19 protein-coding genes are annotated in these 19,196 nt (G+C 64.9%); 12 read left to right on the plus strand and 7 right to left on the minus strand.

All coding sequences use genetic code 11. From position 1 onward, the window contains the following. The first annotated feature begins 106 nt into the window (after positions 1 to 106). Together IVB36_RS22370 and IVB36_RS22375 are read left to right on the plus strand one after the other, a co-directional pair. Positions 107 to 1,072, plus strand: a complete 966-nt coding sequence (locus IVB36_RS22370) for a hypothetical protein (RefSeq protein WP_247392987.1) — start codon at positions 107 to 109, stop codon at positions 1,070 to 1,072. Positions 1,073 to 1,114: 42 nt separating this feature from the next. Next, entirely contained in the window at positions 1,115 to 1,555 is a 441-nt protein-coding gene (locus tag IVB36_RS22375; protein ID WP_085395609.1) for a DUF1489 domain-containing protein, read from the plus strand. Here the strand turns inward: IVB36_RS22375 and panC are convergent. Further along, on the minus strand, positions 1,552 to 2,403 hold the full coding sequence (gene panC / locus IVB36_RS22380; RefSeq protein WP_085395610.1) for a pantoate--beta-alanine ligase: 852 nt from the start codon (positions 2,401 to 2,403) through the stop codon (positions 1,552 to 1,554). The genes IVB36_RS22375 and panC overlap by 4 nt on opposite strands. A 281-nt stretch (positions 2,404 to 2,684) precedes the next feature. On the opposite strand from panC, the gene IVB36_RS22385 reads away from it, so the two are divergent. The 4 genes from IVB36_RS22385 to IVB36_RS22400 all read left to right on the plus strand — a co-directional run bounded on the left by IVB36_RS22385 (position 2,685) and on the right by IVB36_RS22400 (position 6,464). Beyond that, the gene (locus IVB36_RS22385; protein ID WP_018455186.1) at positions 2,685 to 3,608 is read left to right on the plus strand and encodes a division plane positioning ATPase MipZ; all 924 of its coding nucleotides are present in this window, start codon (positions 2,685 to 2,687) and stop codon (positions 3,606 to 3,608) included. 345 nt (positions 3,609 to 3,953) lie between these two features. Next, positions 3,954 to 4,814 (plus strand): alpha/beta fold hydrolase, encoded by an 861-nt coding sequence (locus IVB36_RS22390; protein ID WP_007603233.1) that lies wholly within the window; start codon positions 3,954 to 3,956, stop codon positions 4,812 to 4,814. A gap of 121 nt (positions 4,815 to 4,935) precedes the next feature. After that, positions 4,936 to 5,685: a hypothetical protein gene (locus IVB36_RS22395; protein ID WP_018455185.1), complete on the plus strand. Its 750-nt coding sequence runs from the start codon at positions 4,936 to 4,938 to the stop codon at positions 5,683 to 5,685. A 53-nt stretch (positions 5,686 to 5,738) separates the two neighbouring features. Beyond that, positions 5,739 to 6,464 carry a DnaJ domain-containing protein gene (locus tag IVB36_RS22400; protein ID WP_018455184.1) on the plus strand — a complete coding sequence of 242 codons (726 nt, stop codon included), beginning with the start codon at positions 5,739 to 5,741 and terminating at the stop codon, positions 6,462 to 6,464. Positions 6,465 to 6,688: 224 nt separating this feature from the next. Here the strand turns inward: IVB36_RS22400 and IVB36_RS22405 are convergent, their stop codons facing one another. Further along, positions 6,689 to 8,536 (minus strand): D-alanyl-D-alanine carboxypeptidase, encoded by a 1,848-nt coding sequence (locus tag IVB36_RS22405; protein ID WP_026232897.1) that lies wholly within the window; start codon positions 8,534 to 8,536, stop codon positions 6,689 to 6,691. Positions 8,537 to 8,909: 373 nt separating this feature from the next. Between IVB36_RS22405 and IVB36_RS22410 the strand changes: the two genes are divergently transcribed. The 5 genes from IVB36_RS22410 to IVB36_RS22430 all read left to right on the plus strand — a co-directional run bounded on the left by IVB36_RS22410 (position 8,910) and on the right by IVB36_RS22430 (position 13,684). Further along, positions 8,910 to 9,248 carry a phasin family protein gene (locus tag IVB36_RS22410; protein WP_007603238.1) on the plus strand — a complete coding sequence of 113 codons (339 nt, stop codon included), beginning with the start codon at positions 8,910 to 8,912 and terminating at the stop codon, positions 9,246 to 9,248. Positions 9,249 to 10,029: 781 nt separating this feature from the next. Then, the gene (gene clpS, locus IVB36_RS22415; protein WP_018455182.1) at positions 10,030 to 10,362 is read left to right on the plus strand and encodes an ATP-dependent Clp protease adapter ClpS; all 333 of its coding nucleotides are present in this window, start codon (positions 10,030 to 10,032) and stop codon (positions 10,360 to 10,362) included. Between the two features lie 290 nt (positions 10,363 to 10,652). Then, positions 10,653 to 13,058 carry an ATP-dependent Clp protease ATP-binding subunit ClpA gene (gene clpA / locus IVB36_RS22420; RefSeq protein WP_018455181.1) on the plus strand — a complete coding sequence of 802 codons (2,406 nt, stop codon included), beginning with the start codon at positions 10,653 to 10,655 and terminating at the stop codon, positions 13,056 to 13,058. A gap of 81 nt (positions 13,059 to 13,139) precedes the next feature. Next, entirely contained in the window at positions 13,140 to 13,436 is a 297-nt protein-coding gene (locus IVB36_RS22425) for a hypothetical protein (protein ID WP_247392988.1), read from the plus strand. Further along, entirely contained in the window at positions 13,376 to 13,684 is a 309-nt protein-coding gene (locus IVB36_RS22430; protein WP_018455180.1) for a cupin domain-containing protein, read from the plus strand. Before IVB36_RS22425 ends, IVB36_RS22430 begins: the two co-directional genes overlap by 61 nt. A 46-nt stretch (positions 13,685 to 13,730) precedes the next feature. On the opposite strand, the gene IVB36_RS22435 is transcribed toward IVB36_RS22430, so the two are convergent. The 5 genes from IVB36_RS22435 to IVB36_RS22455 all read right to left on the minus strand — a co-directional run bounded on the left by IVB36_RS22435 (position 13,731) and on the right by IVB36_RS22455 (position 17,980). After that, a complete protein-coding gene (locus IVB36_RS22435; RefSeq protein ID WP_051112982.1) occupies positions 13,731 to 15,152 on the minus strand; it encodes an MFS transporter in 1,422 nt (473 codons plus the stop codon). A gap of 146 nt (positions 15,153 to 15,298) precedes the next feature. Further along, entirely contained in the window at positions 15,299 to 15,520 is a 222-nt protein-coding gene (locus tag IVB36_RS22440; protein ID WP_162496372.1) for a hypothetical protein, read from the minus strand. A gap of 26 nt (positions 15,521 to 15,546) precedes the next feature. Beyond that, entirely contained in the window at positions 15,547 to 16,572 is a 1,026-nt protein-coding gene (locus tag IVB36_RS22445; RefSeq protein WP_085351373.1) for an aldo/keto reductase, read from the minus strand. 116 nt (positions 16,573 to 16,688) lie between these two features. Next, positions 16,689 to 16,925 carry a hypothetical protein gene (locus IVB36_RS22450; protein WP_085384439.1) on the minus strand — a complete coding sequence of 79 codons (237 nt, stop codon included), beginning with the start codon at positions 16,923 to 16,925 and terminating at the stop codon, positions 16,689 to 16,691. Positions 16,926 to 17,023: 98 nt separating this feature from the next. Continuing rightward, the gene (locus IVB36_RS22455; protein ID WP_247392989.1) at positions 17,024 to 17,980 is read right to left on the minus strand and encodes a helix-turn-helix domain-containing protein; all 957 of its coding nucleotides are present in this window, start codon (positions 17,978 to 17,980) and stop codon (positions 17,024 to 17,026) included. 197 nt (positions 17,981 to 18,177) lie between these two features. Here IVB36_RS22455 and IVB36_RS22460 point away from each other — a divergent pair, with 197 nt between their 5' ends. Continuing rightward, entirely contained in the window at positions 18,178 to 19,194 is a 1,017-nt protein-coding gene (locus tag IVB36_RS22460; protein ID WP_018455175.1) for a carbon-nitrogen hydrolase family protein, read from the plus strand. Positions 19,195 to 19,196 lie beyond the last annotated feature (2 nt).

Below are 19,196 nucleotides of genomic sequence, written 5' to 3' on the forward strand. Positions count from 1 at the left end.
CGTCAAAAGGCCCGCTTCACCTTCAAAAGGTGGGCCGGGGGCAGTTGCCGACTCTCGGTACTCGCTTTGACCATTCGCTCTCTGCTCGCGTGAGGGGACGTCGCGCATGAACTGGGCATGGGCCTCGTCGCTCGACCAAATTTGGCGCTCGCCGGCCTTTCCAATGTGGATGATGCTGGTGGCTGCCGGCTTCTTCGGGGTGATCCTCCTGGTCACGCTGCTGCGCGCCGAACGATCGGTCGCCAACGGCGCGCTGACCGTCCTTGCGCTGCTCGCCATTGCCATCGCGCTGGCTGCTGTTGTGCGCGTCGATGGACCGGCGGGGCAGACCACGCCGACCGAGGCGCGCGCACAGGCGGCGATGACCGCGAGCCTGCCGGCGTTGTCCTGTCTCGACGATCTCGCCGGCGATGCCGTGGCCATGGGCTGCGAGAAGGCGCTGTTCGGCGCGCCGGACGTGGCCGCTGCGGCCGTCTCCACGACCGCGGCCAGGATCGACCGTCTGACGGCGCTCGGCGATGCCGCGACCGCCGAGAAGAGCCTGACGCCCGACATCAAGGTGCTGCGCAAATCGCTGGAGCGTGATCGCTATGGCTTGGTCGCGCAGGTACTGGTCGTGCGCGACGGCTGCACGCAGTTCGACTGTGCGGCCTTCCGCTCGCTGACCGACCAGCAGCAGGTCGCCGCCAACATGGATTCCCATCTCTACGACACGCTGGTCGCGCGCTACGCCCCGACCTGGAATGCGCCTGCAGCAGCGCAATCGTTGCCGGCCACTGCCGCACTTGCGGGACTGCCGCCGTCGATGCCGACGGGCAAGCCGACCAATGCCGAGTTCCCGAGTGCCTCGTCGACGCCGCCGGTCAGCATCATGAATCCCGAGCCGCCGACGCGTCAGGCGGCGCCCACCGCAAACGCGGCGGCTCCGCGCGCCCCCGCAGCGGCCTCGGCGCAGGCCGCAGCTCCCGCCGCGAAGAAGCCGCCTGCGCCGAAGGCTGCGCGGGCGCCGGCGGCAGCACCGGTTCCGCTCACGCCGCCGGCCGCGGCTGCCCCGGCTGCGGATAACGAGTAGATCGGCATTCCAAATGCGTGGCTGTCCGGCTAATGCTGGGGCATGCCACTACATCTGATCAAGCTCGCCGTCGGCTGCGAATCCGTCAAGGAATTGAAGGAGTGGACCGCCGAACGGATCCAGACCGCCAAGAAGAAGGGTCTGCCGCAACATCACATCCACATCACCCGCATGGTGCCCAAGCGCGACGCCGAGATCCTGTCGGGCGGGTCGCTCTATTGGGTGATCAAGGGCGAGGTCGCCGCGCGCGAAAAGATCATCGGCATCGAGCCGTTCCGCGACAAGGACGGCATCGGGCGCTGCCGGATCGTGATGCAGCCGAAGGTGATTCCGGTGTCGCCGCGGCCGATGCGCCCGTTCCAGGGCTGGCGCTATCTCGCCGACGATTCGGTGCCGCCCGATCTCGGCAAGTCCGCCGCCGGCTCGATCGCGGCGATGCCGGAGCCGATGCGGCGCGAACTGCGCGATCTCGGGCTGCTCTAAACCGCGATATTGTCGATCAACCGGGTGGTGCCGAGCTTGGCCGCGACCAGGATGCGCAGCGGTCCGTCGTTGCGCGAGCTGACCTGTGCCAAGGTCGCTGCATGGCGCACTTCGAAATAGTCGAGCTCAAAGCCGGCCGCCGTGATCATCGCGGCACCGCGCGCCATTGCGGGCGCGACCGCTTCGCCGGCGCGAATGCGCCCGGCGCTCTCCTTCATGGCGCGGTATAGCGTGGTCGCGGTCTGCCGCTCCTGTGGCGACAAATAGACGTTGCGCGAGGACATCGCGAGCCCGTCGCGCTCGCGCACGGTGCGGGAGCCGATCACCTTGACGCCGAGCTCGAGGTCGCGGGCCATCTGCGCCACCACCCGCAACTGCTGAAAATCCTTCTCGCCGAAGATCGCGACATCCGGCCGGCACTGGGTGAACAGCTTGCCGACGACGGTGGCGACGCCGCCGAAGAAATGCGGGCGGAAGCGGTCCTCGAGGCCAGCCAGCGCCGGTCCCTCCGGCATGATGCGGGTGGCAAAGCCCTCCGGGTACATGGCCTCGGCGCCGGGATGCCAGACGATATCGACGTCCTCGGCGGCGAGCTTGGCGAGATCGGCCTTCCAGGTTCGCGGATAGGCGCCAAAATCCTCGGTCGGAGCGAACTGGGTCGGGTTGACGAAGATCGACACCACGACGCGGCTCGCGCGCCGCTTGGCCAGGCGCACCAGCGACACATGGCCGTCATGGAGCGCTCCCATGGTCGGGACCAGCGCGATCGTCGCCTTTCGCTTGCGAAGATTGTCGACGGCGCGTCGCAAGGTGGGGACCGTGCGGGCGATCAAGGGGCTGCGTGACATCAGAACTCGACGGGATTGGGAATCGACGGGCGCGTTCCGGCGCCCGGCAGGCTAACCTTAACAAGCGGCGACCATGGACGCCATGCATCCGGATGCGGCACAGCATCCCGCGCAAAGCCGCGCAAGCGTCGCGGCATTGTGGGCTGGATCACAGACGCGAAGCGGCGCCGCGATTCATGATGAAGGTCAGCGCGCCGCGATTTGTCTTGCCTGTCACGCATTTCACTTGACCGCAGACGCGGCCAACTCGAAGATATTCGTTAGGGGTGTTGAGGATCGCGATGCTTGTGCAAGCTAGCCAAGGCCAGTCCGGCTCGGCGCATGTGGTCGTGCTCGGCAACGAGAAAGGCGGCTCCGGCAAGTCGACCACCGCCCTGCACATCGCAGTCGCGCTTCTCAAAGCCGGCCAGCGCGTCGCCACCATCGACCTCGACTGCCGTCAGCAGAGCTTTACTCACTACATCAACAACCGTTCCGCCTGGGCGCGCCGAACCAAGCTCGACCTCGAACTGCCGTTGCATCGCTGCATCAAGCTTGGCGAAACGATGCAGGTTGCCGAGAACGAGAATTCGGAGTTCCTTCAGTTCATGGAGGCGGTCTCGGCGGTCGAGAGCAGCTTCGACTTCATCGTCATCGATACGCCCGGCACCGACAGCTACCTGATGCGGCTTGCGCACTCGATGGCCGACACGCTGGTGACCCCGATCAATGACAGCTTCCTCGATTTCGATGTGCTCGGCACTGTCGATCCCGCCAATTACGCGGTGACAGGCGAGAGCCACTACGCCGAGATGGTGCGGGATGTCAGGCGCAAGCGCCGCCAGCTCGACGGTGCGACCACCGACTGGATCGTGGTGCGCAACCGCCTGTCGATGCTCGGCTCCCGCAACAAGCAGCTCGTTGCCGATGGGTTGAAGGATTTGTCGCTGCGGCTCGGCTTCCGCTACGTCGACGGCTTCGCCGAACGGGTCGTCTATCGCGAGTTCTTCCCGCGCGGTCTGACCGCGCTGGACGAGATCGACGAGGCCACGCTCGGCATGCGGCCAAATCTCGGCCATCTCACCGCACGGGAGGAGGTGACGAGCCTGCTCCGCCAGCTCAAGCTTCCGCTCGACGAGCGCGGACGTCGCCGCGCGGCCAATCGCGCCGAGTGGTTCAACCAGGTCGACAAGCCGCTCGAGGTCCACGACATCCTCGGCGCTTGAGGCGGCGGTACATCGCTACTTCCAGTCGATCAAGAGGCCGGTCTCCCCCGGGGAACCGAGCCCGCGCTCAACCGTTTTCACCCCGTGTTTACTGCAAAACGGAACCCGATCGAGACAGGTTGCGTCGGATGGTGACGTGCACCCTGACGTAGCCGTGTGAGAGCGAGATGCCCAAGAAACGTGTGCGCCGCACAATGAAAGGGCTGCCGGTTCACAATATTTGGCCTTCCTGTCACGCGGCTGTGACATATATTAGGGAATAGGCGACCAGGGGCCGAAGAGCTCCGGAAGAACACGATTTTCAACAGGGATTCAGGCCGCAAGAGCCTGAGGCTGAGGACGAAAATGAAGCGTGGAATTGCCGTTCTGGTTTCGGTCAGTGCCCTCTGTGGCGTCGCCTATTTCACGGCGAGCAAGTGGGCAATCAGGCACGAGACCATCACCTTCTACGATGCCTCGCGCGACAACCGTGCGGTGCCCGTCGATATCGCGATCCGTCGTGACAAGGAAATGCAGGCCAATGCCGGCATGATCACGATGCCGGTCGCCGTGATCAACCACGGCAACACCGTCAAGAACACCGAGTACGGCTTCCTCGCCAACATTTTCGCCGCGCGCGGCTACCTCGTCGTCAGCCCGCAGCATGATTTGCCGACCGATCCACCGATGGTGACCAAGCCGGGCGAGATCTATGTCGGCCGGCTGCCGCAGATCCTGCGCGGCGTCGCCAACATCCATCTCGCCATGCAGGAGATGAAGAAGGTTCAGCCCAACGCCGACTACGAAAAGGTGACGATGGTCGGCCACTCCATGGGCGGCGACATCACGATGTATTTCGCCAAGCAGTATCCGGATGAGGTCAAGAAGGTCGTCACACTCGACAATCTTCGCGTGCCCTTCGTCACCGCCGGGAAGTTCAAGATCCTGTCGTTCCGCTCCACCGATCCGCAGTTCAAGGCCGATGCGGGTGTGATCCCGACCGACGAAGAATGCGAGAAGGCCGGCATCCAGGTCGTGAAGACCGAATTCCAGCACAACGACATGCGCGACACCGGTCCGGATGCTGCCAAGAACTCGATCCAGGGCATGCTCGACAAGTTCCTGAGCGCGACCGACAGTGAAGTGGCGCCGGTCGACACGCAATCGTCCCCACCCAAGATTCTCGAGCCCGGGCCGGTCGCTTTGATGGCGCCCGCCAAGAGCTGACGCCTTCCTCGTCGTCGATACCGATTTCAAAGCCTCCGCCGGCTGCCGCCTGCGGGGGCTTTGCGCATTGACCGGGCTGCATGTGCTGACCACATTAGCCGCTCACGCAAGGGTCAAGGAAATGTCCGGCGAACCCATCAAACCGCGCGGCCGCGATGCCGTCTCGGCGCAACCAGGCGACGCTGTGCCGCAGGCGGGGACCTCGACCTCGGAGGACATCGCCGCCTTCGTCGCCAACGCGCGCGCGCTGTCACCGCATGCGCCCGGTGCAAAAGGGCGGCTGATCTTCGCGCTGGATGCGACGATGAGCCGGCAGCCGACCTGGGACATGGCTTGCGCGCTTCAGGCCGACATGTTCCGTGAGACCGCCGCGCTCGGCAGTCTCGACATCCGGCTCGTCTACTATCGCGGCTTCGACGAGTGCCGCGCCACGGGATGGATCTCCGACAGCGCCAGGCTGGCGGCGCTGATGAGCAAGATCGATTGCCGTGGCGGCGACACCCAGATCGGCAAGGTGCTGAGCGAGGCGCGGCGCGAGGCCGTCGCATCCGGCGTGCGCGCCGTCGTCTTCGTCGGCGACGCCATGGAGGAGAACGTCGACCAGCTCTGCGCCAAGGCAGGCGAGCTCGGCATGCTCAAAGTGCCTGTGTTCGTCTTTCAGGAAGGCCATGACGCGGTGGCCGAGAAGGCCTTTCGCGAGATCGCGCGCCTGACCGGCGGCGCTTGGTGCCGGTTCGATCCGGGCGCGGCGGCGCAGTTGCGCGAGCTGTTGCGCGCAGCCGCCGCCTACGCGGCCGGCGGACGCGAGGCGCTGTTGCAATTGGCGAAGACCGCCAGTGGCGCGGCCAGGCTGATCGGCCAGATGAAGTAGCGCTGGCGCAAGGACACGATGCTTTTTGGCGGTAGGCCGACTATATTCCGGCCATGACCCTGATCGCCGGCGCTATCGCCATTATCACCCTTTATTTGCTGCTCCAGATGTTCCGTTCGGCCAATCCGGCCGTGCTGGCACGCGCGATCAGGTTCGGTGGCGGCGTGGTGGCGCTGGCTGTCGCAGCGTTCACGGGCTTGAAGGGCGAACTGGTGGTGGCGATCCCGCTCGGGATATTCGGCGCCGGGCTCTTGGGCTGGACACCGATGGCAAACGCCGGCTTCGGCAATATCGGCGGGCTGTTCGGCGGGGGCGCGACGCGCCCGGCCGGTCAGGCCTCGCGCGTGCGCTCGCAATTCCTGGATATGCGGCTCGATCACGATTCCGGCCAGCTCGGAGGCCAGATCGTCGCCGGGCCTCACGCCGGGCGCGATCTCGATGAGTTTGATCTCGCGGCCCTGCTGGCAATGGTCCCGGCGTTCGACGCCGAGAGCGTGGCCCTACTTGAAAGCTATCTGGACCGCCGGTTTCCCGCTTGGCGTCAGAACGCGCAGGGCGACGCGGCAGGGGGGCAGCGCCGCACGGTGGCGAGCGGTAAAATGACGACGGAGGAGGCCTATCAGATCCTTGGCCTGCAGCCGGGGGCGGGGCGTGACGACATCAGCCGGGCTCACAAGTCCCTGATGAAGAAACTGCATCCCGACCAGGGGGGCTCGACGTATCTCGCTGCCCGTGTAAACGAGGCCAAGGATACTCTGCTTCGCACGCATAACGGCTAACTCCGGCACCACGCTACAAACGCTCGTCCCGCGTGAGCTCTGCTTGCTCTGTTTGCCGTCGCCCCGATGCCCGCCATTGTCGGCGTGGTCGATCCCTTGCGTAAAGTTTTAACCGTAAATCCTTGACGAGAGGTTGTCGTGGAACAGCCTCGTCGGTCACCGCATCCCGAAAATGAAAATGCCCGCGCAAGGCGCGGGCATTTTCATTGGAGCGGTGCGAAAGTTCAGTTGCGGACGGTCATGCAGGAGATCTCGGCGCGCTTCAGGGTGCGGCAGACGGCTTCGGCCTGGTCCCGGTCGAGCCCGGCGAAGCGGGCGCGGTAGAGCTTGCGATTATCTTTCGCGACGACCGGCTCGGTGAACGGATCGGCCTTGCTGAGCAGGCCGCGAGCCGAGCTGCGCGCCGCGTCGATGCGCTGCTGGGCTTCGTTCTCGCTCTCGAGCGCGCCGACCTGAACGATCCAGCCGCTGTGGGTAGCAACCGGCTTCGTGGTGGCGCTCATCTGGATCGGCTGCAGCGCCGGGTCGGCTGATGCGAGCTTCGCAGCAGCCGGGGCGGGTGCGGCGGCGGTGGCGGCCGGCAAGACGCCGAGGGTGCCGTTGCCGGTGCCGAAGCCCGCCGGCTGCCGCGGCAGCTCGGCACGGGTGATCTCGGCCCTCGGAGCTTCCGGTTGGCTGGCCTCGGGCTTGTTGATGAGGTCTGCGCGGGCGACGACGGCACCGGAGGTTTCGGCGACTTCGGAGCGGGATGCGATCGTGCTCGTGACCTGCGGTGCGATCTGAGCCGGGGCGGCGGAGGCGACCTTCACCGCGCCGGCCTTGACCTGGACGGTCTTGACCCGGACCGGCTTCATCGGTTCGGACGAACCGGGGATGATCGAGAGCGGCTGGCTCGAGATCACGCCATTGGTGAGCGGCGCAGGCTCGATCTTGGATTCTATCGGCCGAACTTCAGGCCTATTGGCTTCAGATCTGGGCTGAGCCGACGGCACCGCGGCAGCCGCAGCCGCAAGCGTCGAAAGGCGCGCGGCGAGACGCGACGGGGCTGCTTCGGGAGCAGGGGCAGCCGACGCCTGGACCTGCGGAGCGGAACGGGCCGGGGTGTCCGATGTATCGGCGACTTCGGCAGCGGCGTCGGAGCCGTTGCGTTCGGTGACCGCGGCGACGGTGTGGGCGGTCGCGGCCTTATCGAGGTTCTCCGCGAGCAGGTTACGCATGATGGCGTCGCGCGAGCCGCCGCTACGGCCGCCCAGCACCACGCCGATCAGGTGGCGGTTGCCGCGGCGCATCGAGGTCACGAGATTGAAGCCGGAGGCGCGAGTATAGCCGGTCTTGATGCCGTCCACGCCCTCGACATTCCCGAGCAGATGATTGTGGTTCCGGATCGACTGTCCGCGCCAGTTGAACGTCGAGGTCGCGAAATAGCGATAGTAGCGCGGGAAGCGCTCCTGGATGGCGCGGCCGAGCGTGGCCTGGTCGCGCGCGGTCGTGACCTGCTCGTCGTTGGGAAGACCGTTGGCGTTCCGGTAAACCGTCCTGGACATGCCGAGCGAACGCGCCTTGCGCGTCATCATCTGGGCGAAGTCGTCCTCGTCGCCGCCAATTGCTTCCGCGATCACAACGGCTGCGTCGTTGGCGGAGCGGGTGACGAGACCTTTGATCGCGTCCTCGACGCGAATGGTCTGGCCGGCACGCAGGTTCAGCTTGGTGGGATCCTGATCGGCGGCGTGCTGCGACACCGGCATCTCGGTGTCGAGCTTCATCTTCCCGGACTCGAGGCGCTCGAACAGCAGATAGAGCGTCATGATCTTGGTCAGCGAGGCCGGATGGCGGATCCCGTCGGGACTCGTGGCCTGAAGCACGGAGCCGGAGTTGCCGTCGACGATGATCGACGCGAATTTCGGGCTGGAACTCTCGGACACATCGCGCTGCACGCGGTGTTGCGCGTAGTGACGCCGGTGGCGCCGCGCCTCGGCAGCATCGGTGGTGAAGATGACTGCACTCGTGACCGCAAGAAGCCCAAAAACGCCAACCCGCGCCAAGCGCGAGGAAGACAAGTTTTTACGAAGCATGAAACCCCGTCCCCGTTTGTGACTTGATCACCGGCTCGTGAGGCGAAATTGTGCCCAAGGGACCCGGGATCATTACCTGCTCAGGCTGTCCTCCGCAGATGTTCGCCGCGGGGGACGTTGGACCTGAGCCGCTGTTCTGGCTAAGGTGATGTTCTCCAACGGCTTTTGGCCGCTTGTGGAAGTTGAACACGTCCAGGGAATCAAGGTAGGGGGCCGCGGTTTCCAAAAGCTTAAGGAACCATTGCGGGAAACCCCGGGAATCTTGGCAAATTTTGTGCGACGCACAAAATTCTTGACTTTTTTGTGCGTTGCACTAATCGTGAGCAGAGTCAGGGAGCCGGGGCTTCCGACAGGCTAGGGAAAAGGATTCCGAATGTTCAAGGTTGAAGACTTTCAGGGCTACGGGAAAGAGCACTTCGAGCAGTACGTCGCCTCCGCGACGTCGATGCAGCACGGCCTTCAGGCGATCGCCAGCGCTTATGGCGACTACACCAAGAAGTCGTTCGAAGACACCAAGTCCTTCGTCGAGAAGCTTTCCGGCGTGAAGTCGCTGGACAAGGCCGTCGAAGCGCAGACCGAATTCGCCCGTTCCGCCTACGAGTCCTTCGTCGCGGAATCGCAGAAGATCGCCGGCCTTTACAGCGACCTCGCCAAGCAGGCGTTCAAGCCGGTCGAGACCATCGTGTCGAAGTTCACCCCGGCCGCCAGCTAACGTTTCCTGACGTCCTGGAATCAAAGGCCCGGCTGCAGTAGCCGGGCTTTTTTTGTTTGTCTCGAAGTGTAGGTCTCAGCGCGCCATCGCAGCTTCCACAGCGTGCCGGTTTCCTTGAACATCGAGACGTCTGATCTGCCTTCGTCATCAGATAGAACTTGTCGGTGCGGCTCGCGCAATACTGCAGCACGCGGGAGGTCGGGTCGCTCCGGTGTTCACCTGCACCGTATGGATCCTGATGTTCGCCGCCTTGGCGTTATCGCACAGCTTCTTCTGCCGCGCGTCGATCTGCGAGGCGTGACGATCCCCGGAAATCTGTGCCTTTGCCCGTTTTCGCGTCACGCCATTGAGGGTAAATTGGTCCGTAGATAACCGGAGATAGCCCGCGCGAAACCGCCGCAGCCGCGTTGCTGGCCGGGTTCCTGGTGAACATCTTCTAAACCGGCGGGGCGGAAGCTTTTGTCAAATCAGTCCGGATTGATTAACCTTGGTGAGGATCGCCCGGACCGGGAATCGGGACCGCCATGGCCGCATCGGCCGAACTGCCGCACGCTTGCGGCGAGCCGGGGGCAGGCCCATATTCGGTGAGGCCGATCCGGTTTGGACCGGACCGGCTGGAAGCGGCGATCCAAAAAGGCGGTGCGCCTGTGCGAAGCTCCGAAGGCCGGGGCTGCGCGGCGAACCGTCATACGCTTCCGTGGGGAATTTGAACGCCTGAGCCATGCCGCAACTGTCTTCCAGACCAGATCCCTCCGCGGCCGCCGCCGCCCACGCTGCCCTGATGAGCAACGACGAGAACCGTTCCGGCGGTCCTTCCGCGCCAAACACGTCCGTCATCACCAAGGTCAAGCCGAAGACCAAACGGCCGAACCTGTACCGTGTGCTGATCCTGAACGACGATTACACGCCGATGGAATTCGTCGTTCATGTGCTGGAGAAATTCTTCCAGAAGGACGCCGAGGCCGCAACCAAGATCATGCTGCACGTTCATCATCACGGGATCGGGGAGTGCGGCGTGTTCACCTACGAGATCGCCGAGACCAAGGTGACGCAGGTGATGGATTTCGCTCGCAAGCACCAGCATCCGCTGCAATGCGTGATGGAAAAGAAGTAAGACACGTTACGGCGCATTCGAAGCCGGTTCTTGTGCATGTCGCAGTGTGATTGCCGCGTGATGTCTGCGCGCGATGTTCGTTGCAGAGGGCAAAACTACGGAATTTCGGACCGGTGCTGATCGTGCCCAAACCGGAACGGGTTTTGCATCAAAAAATACCGTAGCTGTGCAGCCGCCCGAGTCGCGGAACCGGTCTTTCGCCGCGATCTTGTATAACTATATGTGACAAAGGTTGTTGTTGCCTGACCGGGCGATGGCGATCATGATGGTGGGGGCCATAGAGGACGCGAATGCCGACTTTTTCCCAAAGCCTTGAACAATCCCTGCATCGTGCACTGGCGATCGCAAACGAGCGTCATCACCAATACGCGACGCTCGAGCATCTTTTGCTCTCCCTGATCGACGACTCCGATGCAGCCGCCGTCATGCGCGCCTGTAGCGTCGACCTCGACAAGCTCCGTACGAGCCTCGTCAATTATCTTGAGACCGAATTCGAGAACCTGGTGACGGACGGCGCCGATGACGCCAAGCCGACCGCAGGCTTCCAGCGCGTGATCCAGCGCGCGGTGATCCACGTGCAGTCGTCCGGTCGCGAAGAGGTGACCGGCGCCAACGTGCTGATCGCGATCTTTGCCGAGCGCGAGAGTCATGCCGCGTATTTCCTGCAGGAGCAGGACATGACGCGCTACGACGCCGTCAATTATATCAGCCACGGCATTGCCAAGCGGCCGGGCGTCTCCGAGGCGCGGCCGGTGCGCGGTGTCGACGAGGAGACCGAGACCAAGGGCAGCGAGGACGCCAAGAAGAAGGGCGAGGCGCTCGAGACCTATTGCGTCAACCTCAACAAGAAGGCGCGCGACGGCAAGATCGATCCGGTGATCGGACGCAATTCCGAGATCAACCGCGCGATCCAGGTGCTGTGTCGCCGGCAGAAGAACAATCCGCTGTTCGTGGGCGAGGCCGGCGTCGGCAAGACCGCGATCGCGGAGGGCCTGGCCAAGCGCATCGTCGACAGCGAGGTGCCGGAGGTGCTGGCGGCTGCGACCGTGTTCTCGCTCGACATGGGCACGCTGCTCGCCGGTACGCGCTATCGCGGCGACTTCGAGGAACGCCTGAAGCAGGTGCTGAAAGAGCTCGAGGCGCATCCCAACGCCATCCTGTTCATCGACGAGATCCACACCGTGATCGGTGCGGGCGCGACCTCGGGCGGTGCGATGGATGCCTCGAATCTGCTCAAGCCCGCGCTGGCTTCCGGCACCATCCGCTGCATGGGCTCGACCACCTACAAGGAATACCGCCAGCACTTCGAGAAGGACCGCGCGCTGGTGCGGCGCTTCCAGAAGATCGACGTCAACGAGCCGACGGTCGAGGACGCGATCGCGATCCTCAAGGGCCTCAAGCCGTACTTCGAAGACTACCATCGGCTGAAATACACCAATGAGGCGATCGAGGCTGCGGTGCAGCTCTCTTCGCGCTACATCCACGACCGCAAGCTGCCGGACAAGGCGATCGACGTGATCGACGAATCCGGCGCGGCGCAGATGCTGGTCGCCGAGAACAAGCGCAAGAAGACCATCGGCATCAAGGAGATCGAGACCACGATCGCCTCGATGGCGCGGATCCCGCCGAAGAGCGTGTCGAAGGACGATGCCGAGGTGCTCAAGCATCTTGAGCAGACCCTGAAGCGCACGGTGTTCGGTCAGGACAAGGCGATCGAGTCGCTCGCCGCTTCGATCAAGCTGGCGCGTGCCGGCCTGCGCGAGCCGGAGAAGCCGATCGGCTGCTATCTGTTCTCGGGTCCGACCGGCGTCGGCAAGACCGAGGTCGCGAAACAGCTCGCGGCGTCGCTCGGCGTCGAGCTGTTGCGCTTCGACATGTCCGAATACATGGAGCGGCACACCGTGTCGCGCCTGATCGGCGCGCCTCCCGGCTATGTCGGTTTCGATCAGGGCGGCCTGCTCACCGACGGTGTCGACCAGCATCCGCATTGCGTGGTGCTGCTCGACGAGATCGAGAAGGCGCATCCCGATCTCTACAACGTGCTGCTCCAGATCATGGATCACGGCCGGCTCACCGACCACAACGGCAAGCAGGTCAACTTCCGCAACGTGATCCTGATCATGACCACGAACGCGGGCGCGTCCGATCTCGCCAAGCAGGCGTTCGGCTTCACGCGCTCGAAGCGGGAAGGCGACGACCACGAGGCGATCAACCGGCAGTTCGCGCCGGAATTCCGCAACCGTCTCGATGCCGTCGTGTCGTTCGGCCATCTCAGCGTTGAGGTGATCGGTACGGTGGTCGAGAAGTTCGTGCTTCAGCTCGAAGCGCAACTCGGCGATCGCGATGTCACCATCGAGCTGTCCGATCCCGCCAAGACCTGGCTGGTGAAGCATGGTTACGACGAGCAGATGGGCGCACGTCCCATGGCTCGCGTGATCCAGGAGCACATCAAGAAGCCGCTGGCCGACGAGGTGCTGTTCGGCAAGCTCAAGGGTGGCGGCCATGTCCGCGTCGTTCTGGTCAAGGACGAGGCCGACGAGACCAAGGACAAGATCGGCTTCGAGTTCGTCGAGGGTCCGGTCACGCCGAAGCAGGAGAAGCTCCCGGGTGCCCGCAAGCGCCCGCCGGGCAAGTCCAAGCCCGGTGGCCCCGGCGGCTCGAAGGGGCCGACCAAGAGCCCGCTGGTCAAGGCTTGATCTGCGCGCGATGAATTGAAAAGGCCGGCTGAGAAGCCGGCCTTTCTCGTTGGCAGCCAAATATAAGCAAGAAGATCCGGTATGACCAACACGCCTTCTGCAAACTCGTCGTCAGCTTCCTCGATCCCCGCCGACGATCCCGGCCGCGCCCTGACGGTCGCCGATCCCGACGGCGCTGACGTGCCGCATATCTCTGTGGCCGGCGGCACCTACACGGTTCTGGTGTCGGGCGCGCAGACCGCAGGACGCTATTGCCTGGTCGACATGCTGGTGCCCGCCGGCGGCGGGCCCCGCCGCACAGCCACGACTTCGAGGAGATGTTCACGCTGCTCGAAGGCGAACTTGAATTCACGTTTCGCGGTAAGTCCCATACCGTAAGTGCGGGGTCGACCGTCAACGTCCCGGCCAACGCGCCGCACGCGTTCAAGAACGTGTCCGGCAAGACGGCCCGTATGCTCTGCATGTGCGCGCCAGCGGGACAGGACGAATTCTTCCTGGCGGTTGGCTTTCCCGTCGAAGGCCGCACATCGCCACCGCCGAAGCCGACCCCGGAAGAGATGGCCGAGAAAGGCAAGCTGATCGCAGCACTGCTGCCGAAATATCGCACCGAGATGGTGAAGATGTGAGGCGCGGCGGACGCAGCCGAAATCGGCCTTCCCAAATGGTCGCGCGCTATTCGCCGCGCAGGCGCTGGTCGTCCTGCACGCGAACATGCTCGGCGCCGCGCGCACCCGCGGACGACAGCCGCAACATGCTCAGCGCTGCGCCGCAGAGCGCGAAGCCGACGCCGGTCAGCAACGCGATCCTGGTTCCCTCGATCGGATAGCGGCCGAGGAAGAGTGCCACCAGCGCTGCGCCGGTGGTCTGCCCAAGCAGCCGCGCCGTCCCCAGCATGCCGCTGGCGCCGCCGGCACGCTCGCGCGGGGCGGCCGCGATCATGGTGCGGTTATTGGGGGTCTGGAACAGGCCGAAGCCGGCGCCGGCCAGCGCCATCCGCCAGACCACGTCGAGCGGCGTGGGCGCAGCCGGCAGCAAGGCGAGCGCAGCGAGGCCGCAGGCGAACAGCGTAAGGCCGATGCCGCCGAGCAGGCCGGCCGGATAATGCTCCACCAGGCGGCCGGCGAGGGGGGCTGCGAACGCCACCGCGATCGGCCACGGCGTGATCAAGAGGCCCATATGCACCGCCGAATAGCCGAAGCGGCTCTGGAGATAGAAGGGGATCGCGACGAAGGCCAGCATCTGCCCGCAGAACGAGGCGATCGAAGTCGCAATCGACAATGCGAACACGGGGATGCGCAACAGGTCGATCGGCAGCAGCGGCGAGGCCATGTGGGTCTCGCGGTAGATCAGCAGCGCGCCGGCGACGAGCGCGATGGCGAACTGCACGAGGCAGGTGATCGCGGCTTCGCCATGACCGACGCTATCGACGGCCGCGATGCCGACGCCGAAGGTGATCGCGGACAGCCCCGCGCTCTGCCAGTCGAAGGAATGGCTCGCAGGCCTGGTGTGCGGCAGGCTGCGCAGGCCCAGCACCAATGTCACCACGCCGAGCGGAACGTTGATGGCGAACAGCCAGGGCCAGCTGCCGAACGCCAGGATACCGGCGGCGAGCGTCGGGCCGACCGCGGCTGAGAAGGCGACGACGAGAGCGTTGAGCCCGATGCCGCGGCCGAGCTGGCTGCGTGGGTAAGTGAAACGCACCAGCGCTGCGTTGACGCTCATGATGCCGGCCGCGCCGAACCCCTGCACGATGCGTGCAATCGTGAGGAGCGGCAGCGTGTGCGCCAGCGCGCAGAGTGCGGAGGCAAATGTGAACAGCACCAGGCCGACCAGATAGACGCGGCGATAGCCGACGATCTCGCCGAGCGAAGCCAGCGGCAGCAGCGAGATCGTGATCGCGAGCTGGTAGCCGTTGACGATCCAGATCGAGAACGCCGGGCTGGCGTCGAGGTCGGCCGCGATCGTCGGCAGCGCGACGTTGGCGATGGCGCTGTCGACCACTGCCATGATAATGCCGAGCGCAATGGTCAGGACCGCCTGGCCACGCTGCGGCTGCGGCAGGCCGTCGGCGTGCTCCATGGAGGCTGGCAACATGATGGCGGCGTGCTTGATTCGAGCCGTGGTTCGTCTCCGGATTAGGAAATTGCGAGATGCATCGCAACCCGGCAGGATACGGGCGGTTCCTGCGCCGGGAGCGGGTCTCCCGGCAGCGCGGGCATGGGTCGGCATGGCCTCGCGGCTCACCAGCGGGAGGTCGACTTCCCGAACACATAGAGCGCGCCGAGCCCAACCGTCACCGCGGTCGAGACGATCAGGATGGTGCGCTCCCAATCGATCCGCTCCGCTCGGCGCGGTTGAGATTGAGAGCGGTGAACAGGGCCTTCATGGCAAATCGGCGCATCGGCTGCCTCGCGTGAGCGCACGATGCCACTGTCGGCGCGGGCCGGCTTGATGCAGCTCAAGCCGGACTGCGCCGGCGTGCCGGTCTCTACACCGCCGGCGGATTGCGGTCGGTGAAAGTTGTGCGCTGGTGCCAGTAAGGATAGGGCAGCGTCACCTTGCTCGCCGCATCGAGCTTGGCGATCTGGTCCTTGGTCAATGACCAGCCGACCGCGCCGAGATTTTCGCGCAGCTGCGTCTCGTTGCGCGCGCCGATGATCAGCGTCGAGACGGTCGGACGCTGCAGCAGCCAGTTCAGCGCGATCTGCGAGACGCTCTTGCCCGTTTCCCTGGCGACCTCGTCGATCGCATCGACGACGCGATAGACGTGCTCGTCCGGCACGGGCGGGCCGAACTCGGCCGTCTTGGGCAAGCGGCTTACGTCAGGCTTTGGCTGGCCGCGGCGGATCTTTCCGGTGAGGCGTCCCCATCCGAGCGGCGACCAGACCACCGCGCCGAGGCCCTGGTCGAGGCCGAGCGGCATCAGCTCCCATTCGTAGTCGCGCCCGATCAGTGAATAATAGGTCTGGTTGGCGACGTAACGCGGGAAGCCATGCTTGTCGGCAACGCCAAGCGATTTCATCAGGTGCCAGCCCGAAAAGTTCGACACGCCCACGTAGCGGATCTTGCCGGCGCGCACGAGCACATCGAGAGTCGCGAGCACCTCTTCAGGCGGGGTGAAGGCGTCGAAGCCGTGAAGCTGGAACAGGTCGATGTAATCGGTGCCGAGCCGGCTCAGCGAAGCGTCGATGGCTGTAAGCAGATGCTGCCGCGACGACCCGATGTCGTTGGGGCCGTCGCCGAAGCGGAACGTCGCCTTGGTCGAAACCAAAACCTTGTCGCGGCGGCCCTTGATGGCTTCGCCGAGAACGCGCTCGGACTCGCCGAGCGAATAGACGTTCGCGGTGTCGAACATCGACACGCCGGCATCGAGGCAGATATCCAGAAGGCGCCGGGCTTCGGTCGCGTCGGTGGTGCCCCACGCAGCGAGGCGGCCCACGCCGCCGAAGGTGCCGGTCCCAAGACTCAAGGCGGGCACCATGAGGCCCGAGCGGCCCAAGCGTCGGTATTCCATCGATTTGCTCCTCGGCTGGCCGCTGATTGATCCCCGCGACCTCTGTGCCGGATCGTAATGCAAGGCTGCGCCGTGTCCTACCTCGCGCTCACATACCGGCCTTGCTTGGAAACGGCCTAGTCGTGCAGACGCATGTCATCGAATGCCGCGTCAGTCACGCGCGGGCTGGCCGTCGTCGCCGGAAGCGGAGCCGCGCCCCTCGTTACTGGTGATTGAAGGCAGGTGGCCTCGCTCTCGCGCGCCGGCCGCGGCAGGAGCGTCAGGCTCCAGCCCACCGCAACAAGCACCGCGAGCCGGATCGCGATCACGCCGAGCAAGACTTCCGATCCGCTTATCGTGGCGTTGGTTCTCATGTGCAGAGCCTGATCCCGGCTGCAGCACCTGACAATCTGGAATTCACGAGCACGGCCTTCGCCTGAAGCGAAGGCTCGGGCCATTGGCTGCCCGGACGTCAATGCCGCGACTGGCTCTGCCGGAAGTCGCGCGGTGACATCCCGAAATGCTCGCGGAAGATGCGGCCGAAATGCGAGAGGTCGTTGAAGCCCCAGGCGAAGGCGATCTCGCTGATGTGGCGGTGAGCGAGCACGGGGGAGGCGAGGTCGCGCCTGCATTGAGCGAGGCGCTCACCGAGGACGTAGCGCTGGAACGAGGTGTCCTCGTCAGCCAGGAGATCGTTGACATAGCGGGACGAGATGCCGAGCGCCGCTGCGGTCTCGGACAGCGAGAGGTCGGGATCGGCAAGATGAGCCCGGATATGCGCCTTCAATCGGTAGAGCAGGGCGGAGCGATGCGTCGAGGACGGCAGCGGCGTCTTGCCCAGCCGCTCGCCCAGCGCCATCGCCAGGACATCGACGGCCTGTTCCGACAGAGCGGCGGCGTGGTGCAGATCGATCTGATCCGCGCTCTGGCAGAGCCGGTAGATGAAATCGTAGGCGATCCTCTGCAGTGGCGAGTCCGGCCCGAAAGAGGTGGCAGTAAGAGTTTCGGTCGCGCCGAGCCGGCGCTGCAGCATCTCGCGCGGCACCTTGAAGATGGTCTGCGTGAAGATGCCGTCGAATTTCAGCTCGTAGGGACGGGTGGTGTCATAGAGCGCAAACTCTCCCGGACTGACCACGGCCTCGCGGCCGTCCTGCACCACGCCGCCGGCGCCGCGATTGCCGAGCGCGATCAGGATGAAGTCCTGATCCGAGCGCGCGATGCGCGACGGCGTGCGCAACACGTGTTGACGGTCGGAGCAGACCTCGGAGCATTCCGCCTTGCCCAGTGGCGCCCGGGTGACCGTGCCGCGAAAGGCGCTGCCAAGATCGGACCTGCAGTCGAGCCCGACGAAGACGTCGCAAACGATTTCCTGCCAGAGCGCAAGCCGGCGGTGGCCTGGGCTGTCGTCCGTGGTGAACTGGATTGGCATCTGCAGAGCCTCCCTTTCACATCCCGCAAAATCGCGTGTCGGCGCTGGTCCCGACTGACGAAGGCAAATCCCGTACCGGGTCGGTGAATCCCGTCCGGTCGAGTTTTTGTTCCGCCGCGGTCGAGCGCCCGCCGCCCGGCTTGGTCAAATAGACTGCATCGGACCTGGCTTCCGATCAACCGGCAAGGGAGGCGGGAATGGGCATCGAACATCCGAAATACAAGGTCGCGGTGGTGCAGGCGGCGCCCGCCTGGCTCGATCTCGACGCCTCGATCGACAAGTCAATCGCCCTGATCAGGGACGCCGCCGAGAAGGGCGCCAAGCTGATCGCTTTTCCGGAAGCCTTCATCCCCGGCTACCCCTGGCACATCTGGATGGATTCGCCGGCCTGGGCGATCGGTCGTGGCTTCGTGCAACGCTATTTCGACAATTCGCTGTCCTATGACAGTCTGCAGGCCGAGCGGCTGCGCGACGCCGTGCGCAAGGCCAAGCTCACTGCCGTGCTCGGTCTGTCCGAGCGCGACGGCGGCAGTCTCTATCTGGCGCAATGGCTGATCGGGCCCGATGGCGAGACCATCGCAAAGCGCCGCAAGTTGCGGCCGACCCATGCCGAGCGCACGGTCTATGGCGAGGGCGACGGCAGCGATCTCGCCGTGCACGCGCGGTCCGACATCGGCCGCATCGGCGCCCTGTGCTGCTGGGAGCATCTCCAGCCGCTGTCGAAATACGCCATGTATGCCCAGAATGAGCAGGTCCATGTCGCGGCCTGGCCGAGCTTTTCGCTCTACGATCCTTTCGCGCCGGCGCTCGGCGCCGAGGTGAACAACGCCGCCTCGCGCGTCTATGCGGTCGAGGGCTCCTGTTTCGTGCTCGCGCCTTGCGCGACGGTCTCGCAAGCCATGATCGACGAGCTCTGTGATCGGCCGGACAAGCACGCGCTGCTGCATGCCGGCGGCGGCTTCGCTGCGATCTACGGCCCCGATGGCAGCCAGATCGGCGATAAGCTCGCGCCGGACCAGGAGGGCCTCTTGATCGCCGAGATCGATCTTGGCGCCATCGGCGTCGCCAAGAACGCCGCTGATCCAGCCGGGCACTATTCGCGCCCCGACGTGACCCGGCTCCTGCTCAACAAGAAGCGATACCAGCGCGTCGAGCAGTTTGCGCTGCCGGTCGACACCGTCGAGCCCACGGACATTGCCGCGGCGGCGAGCTGATC

Source organism: Bradyrhizobium sp. 35 (genome assembly GCF_023073215.1).
GTDB lineage: Bacteria > Pseudomonadota > Alphaproteobacteria > Rhizobiales > Xanthobacteraceae > Bradyrhizobium > Bradyrhizobium canariense_D.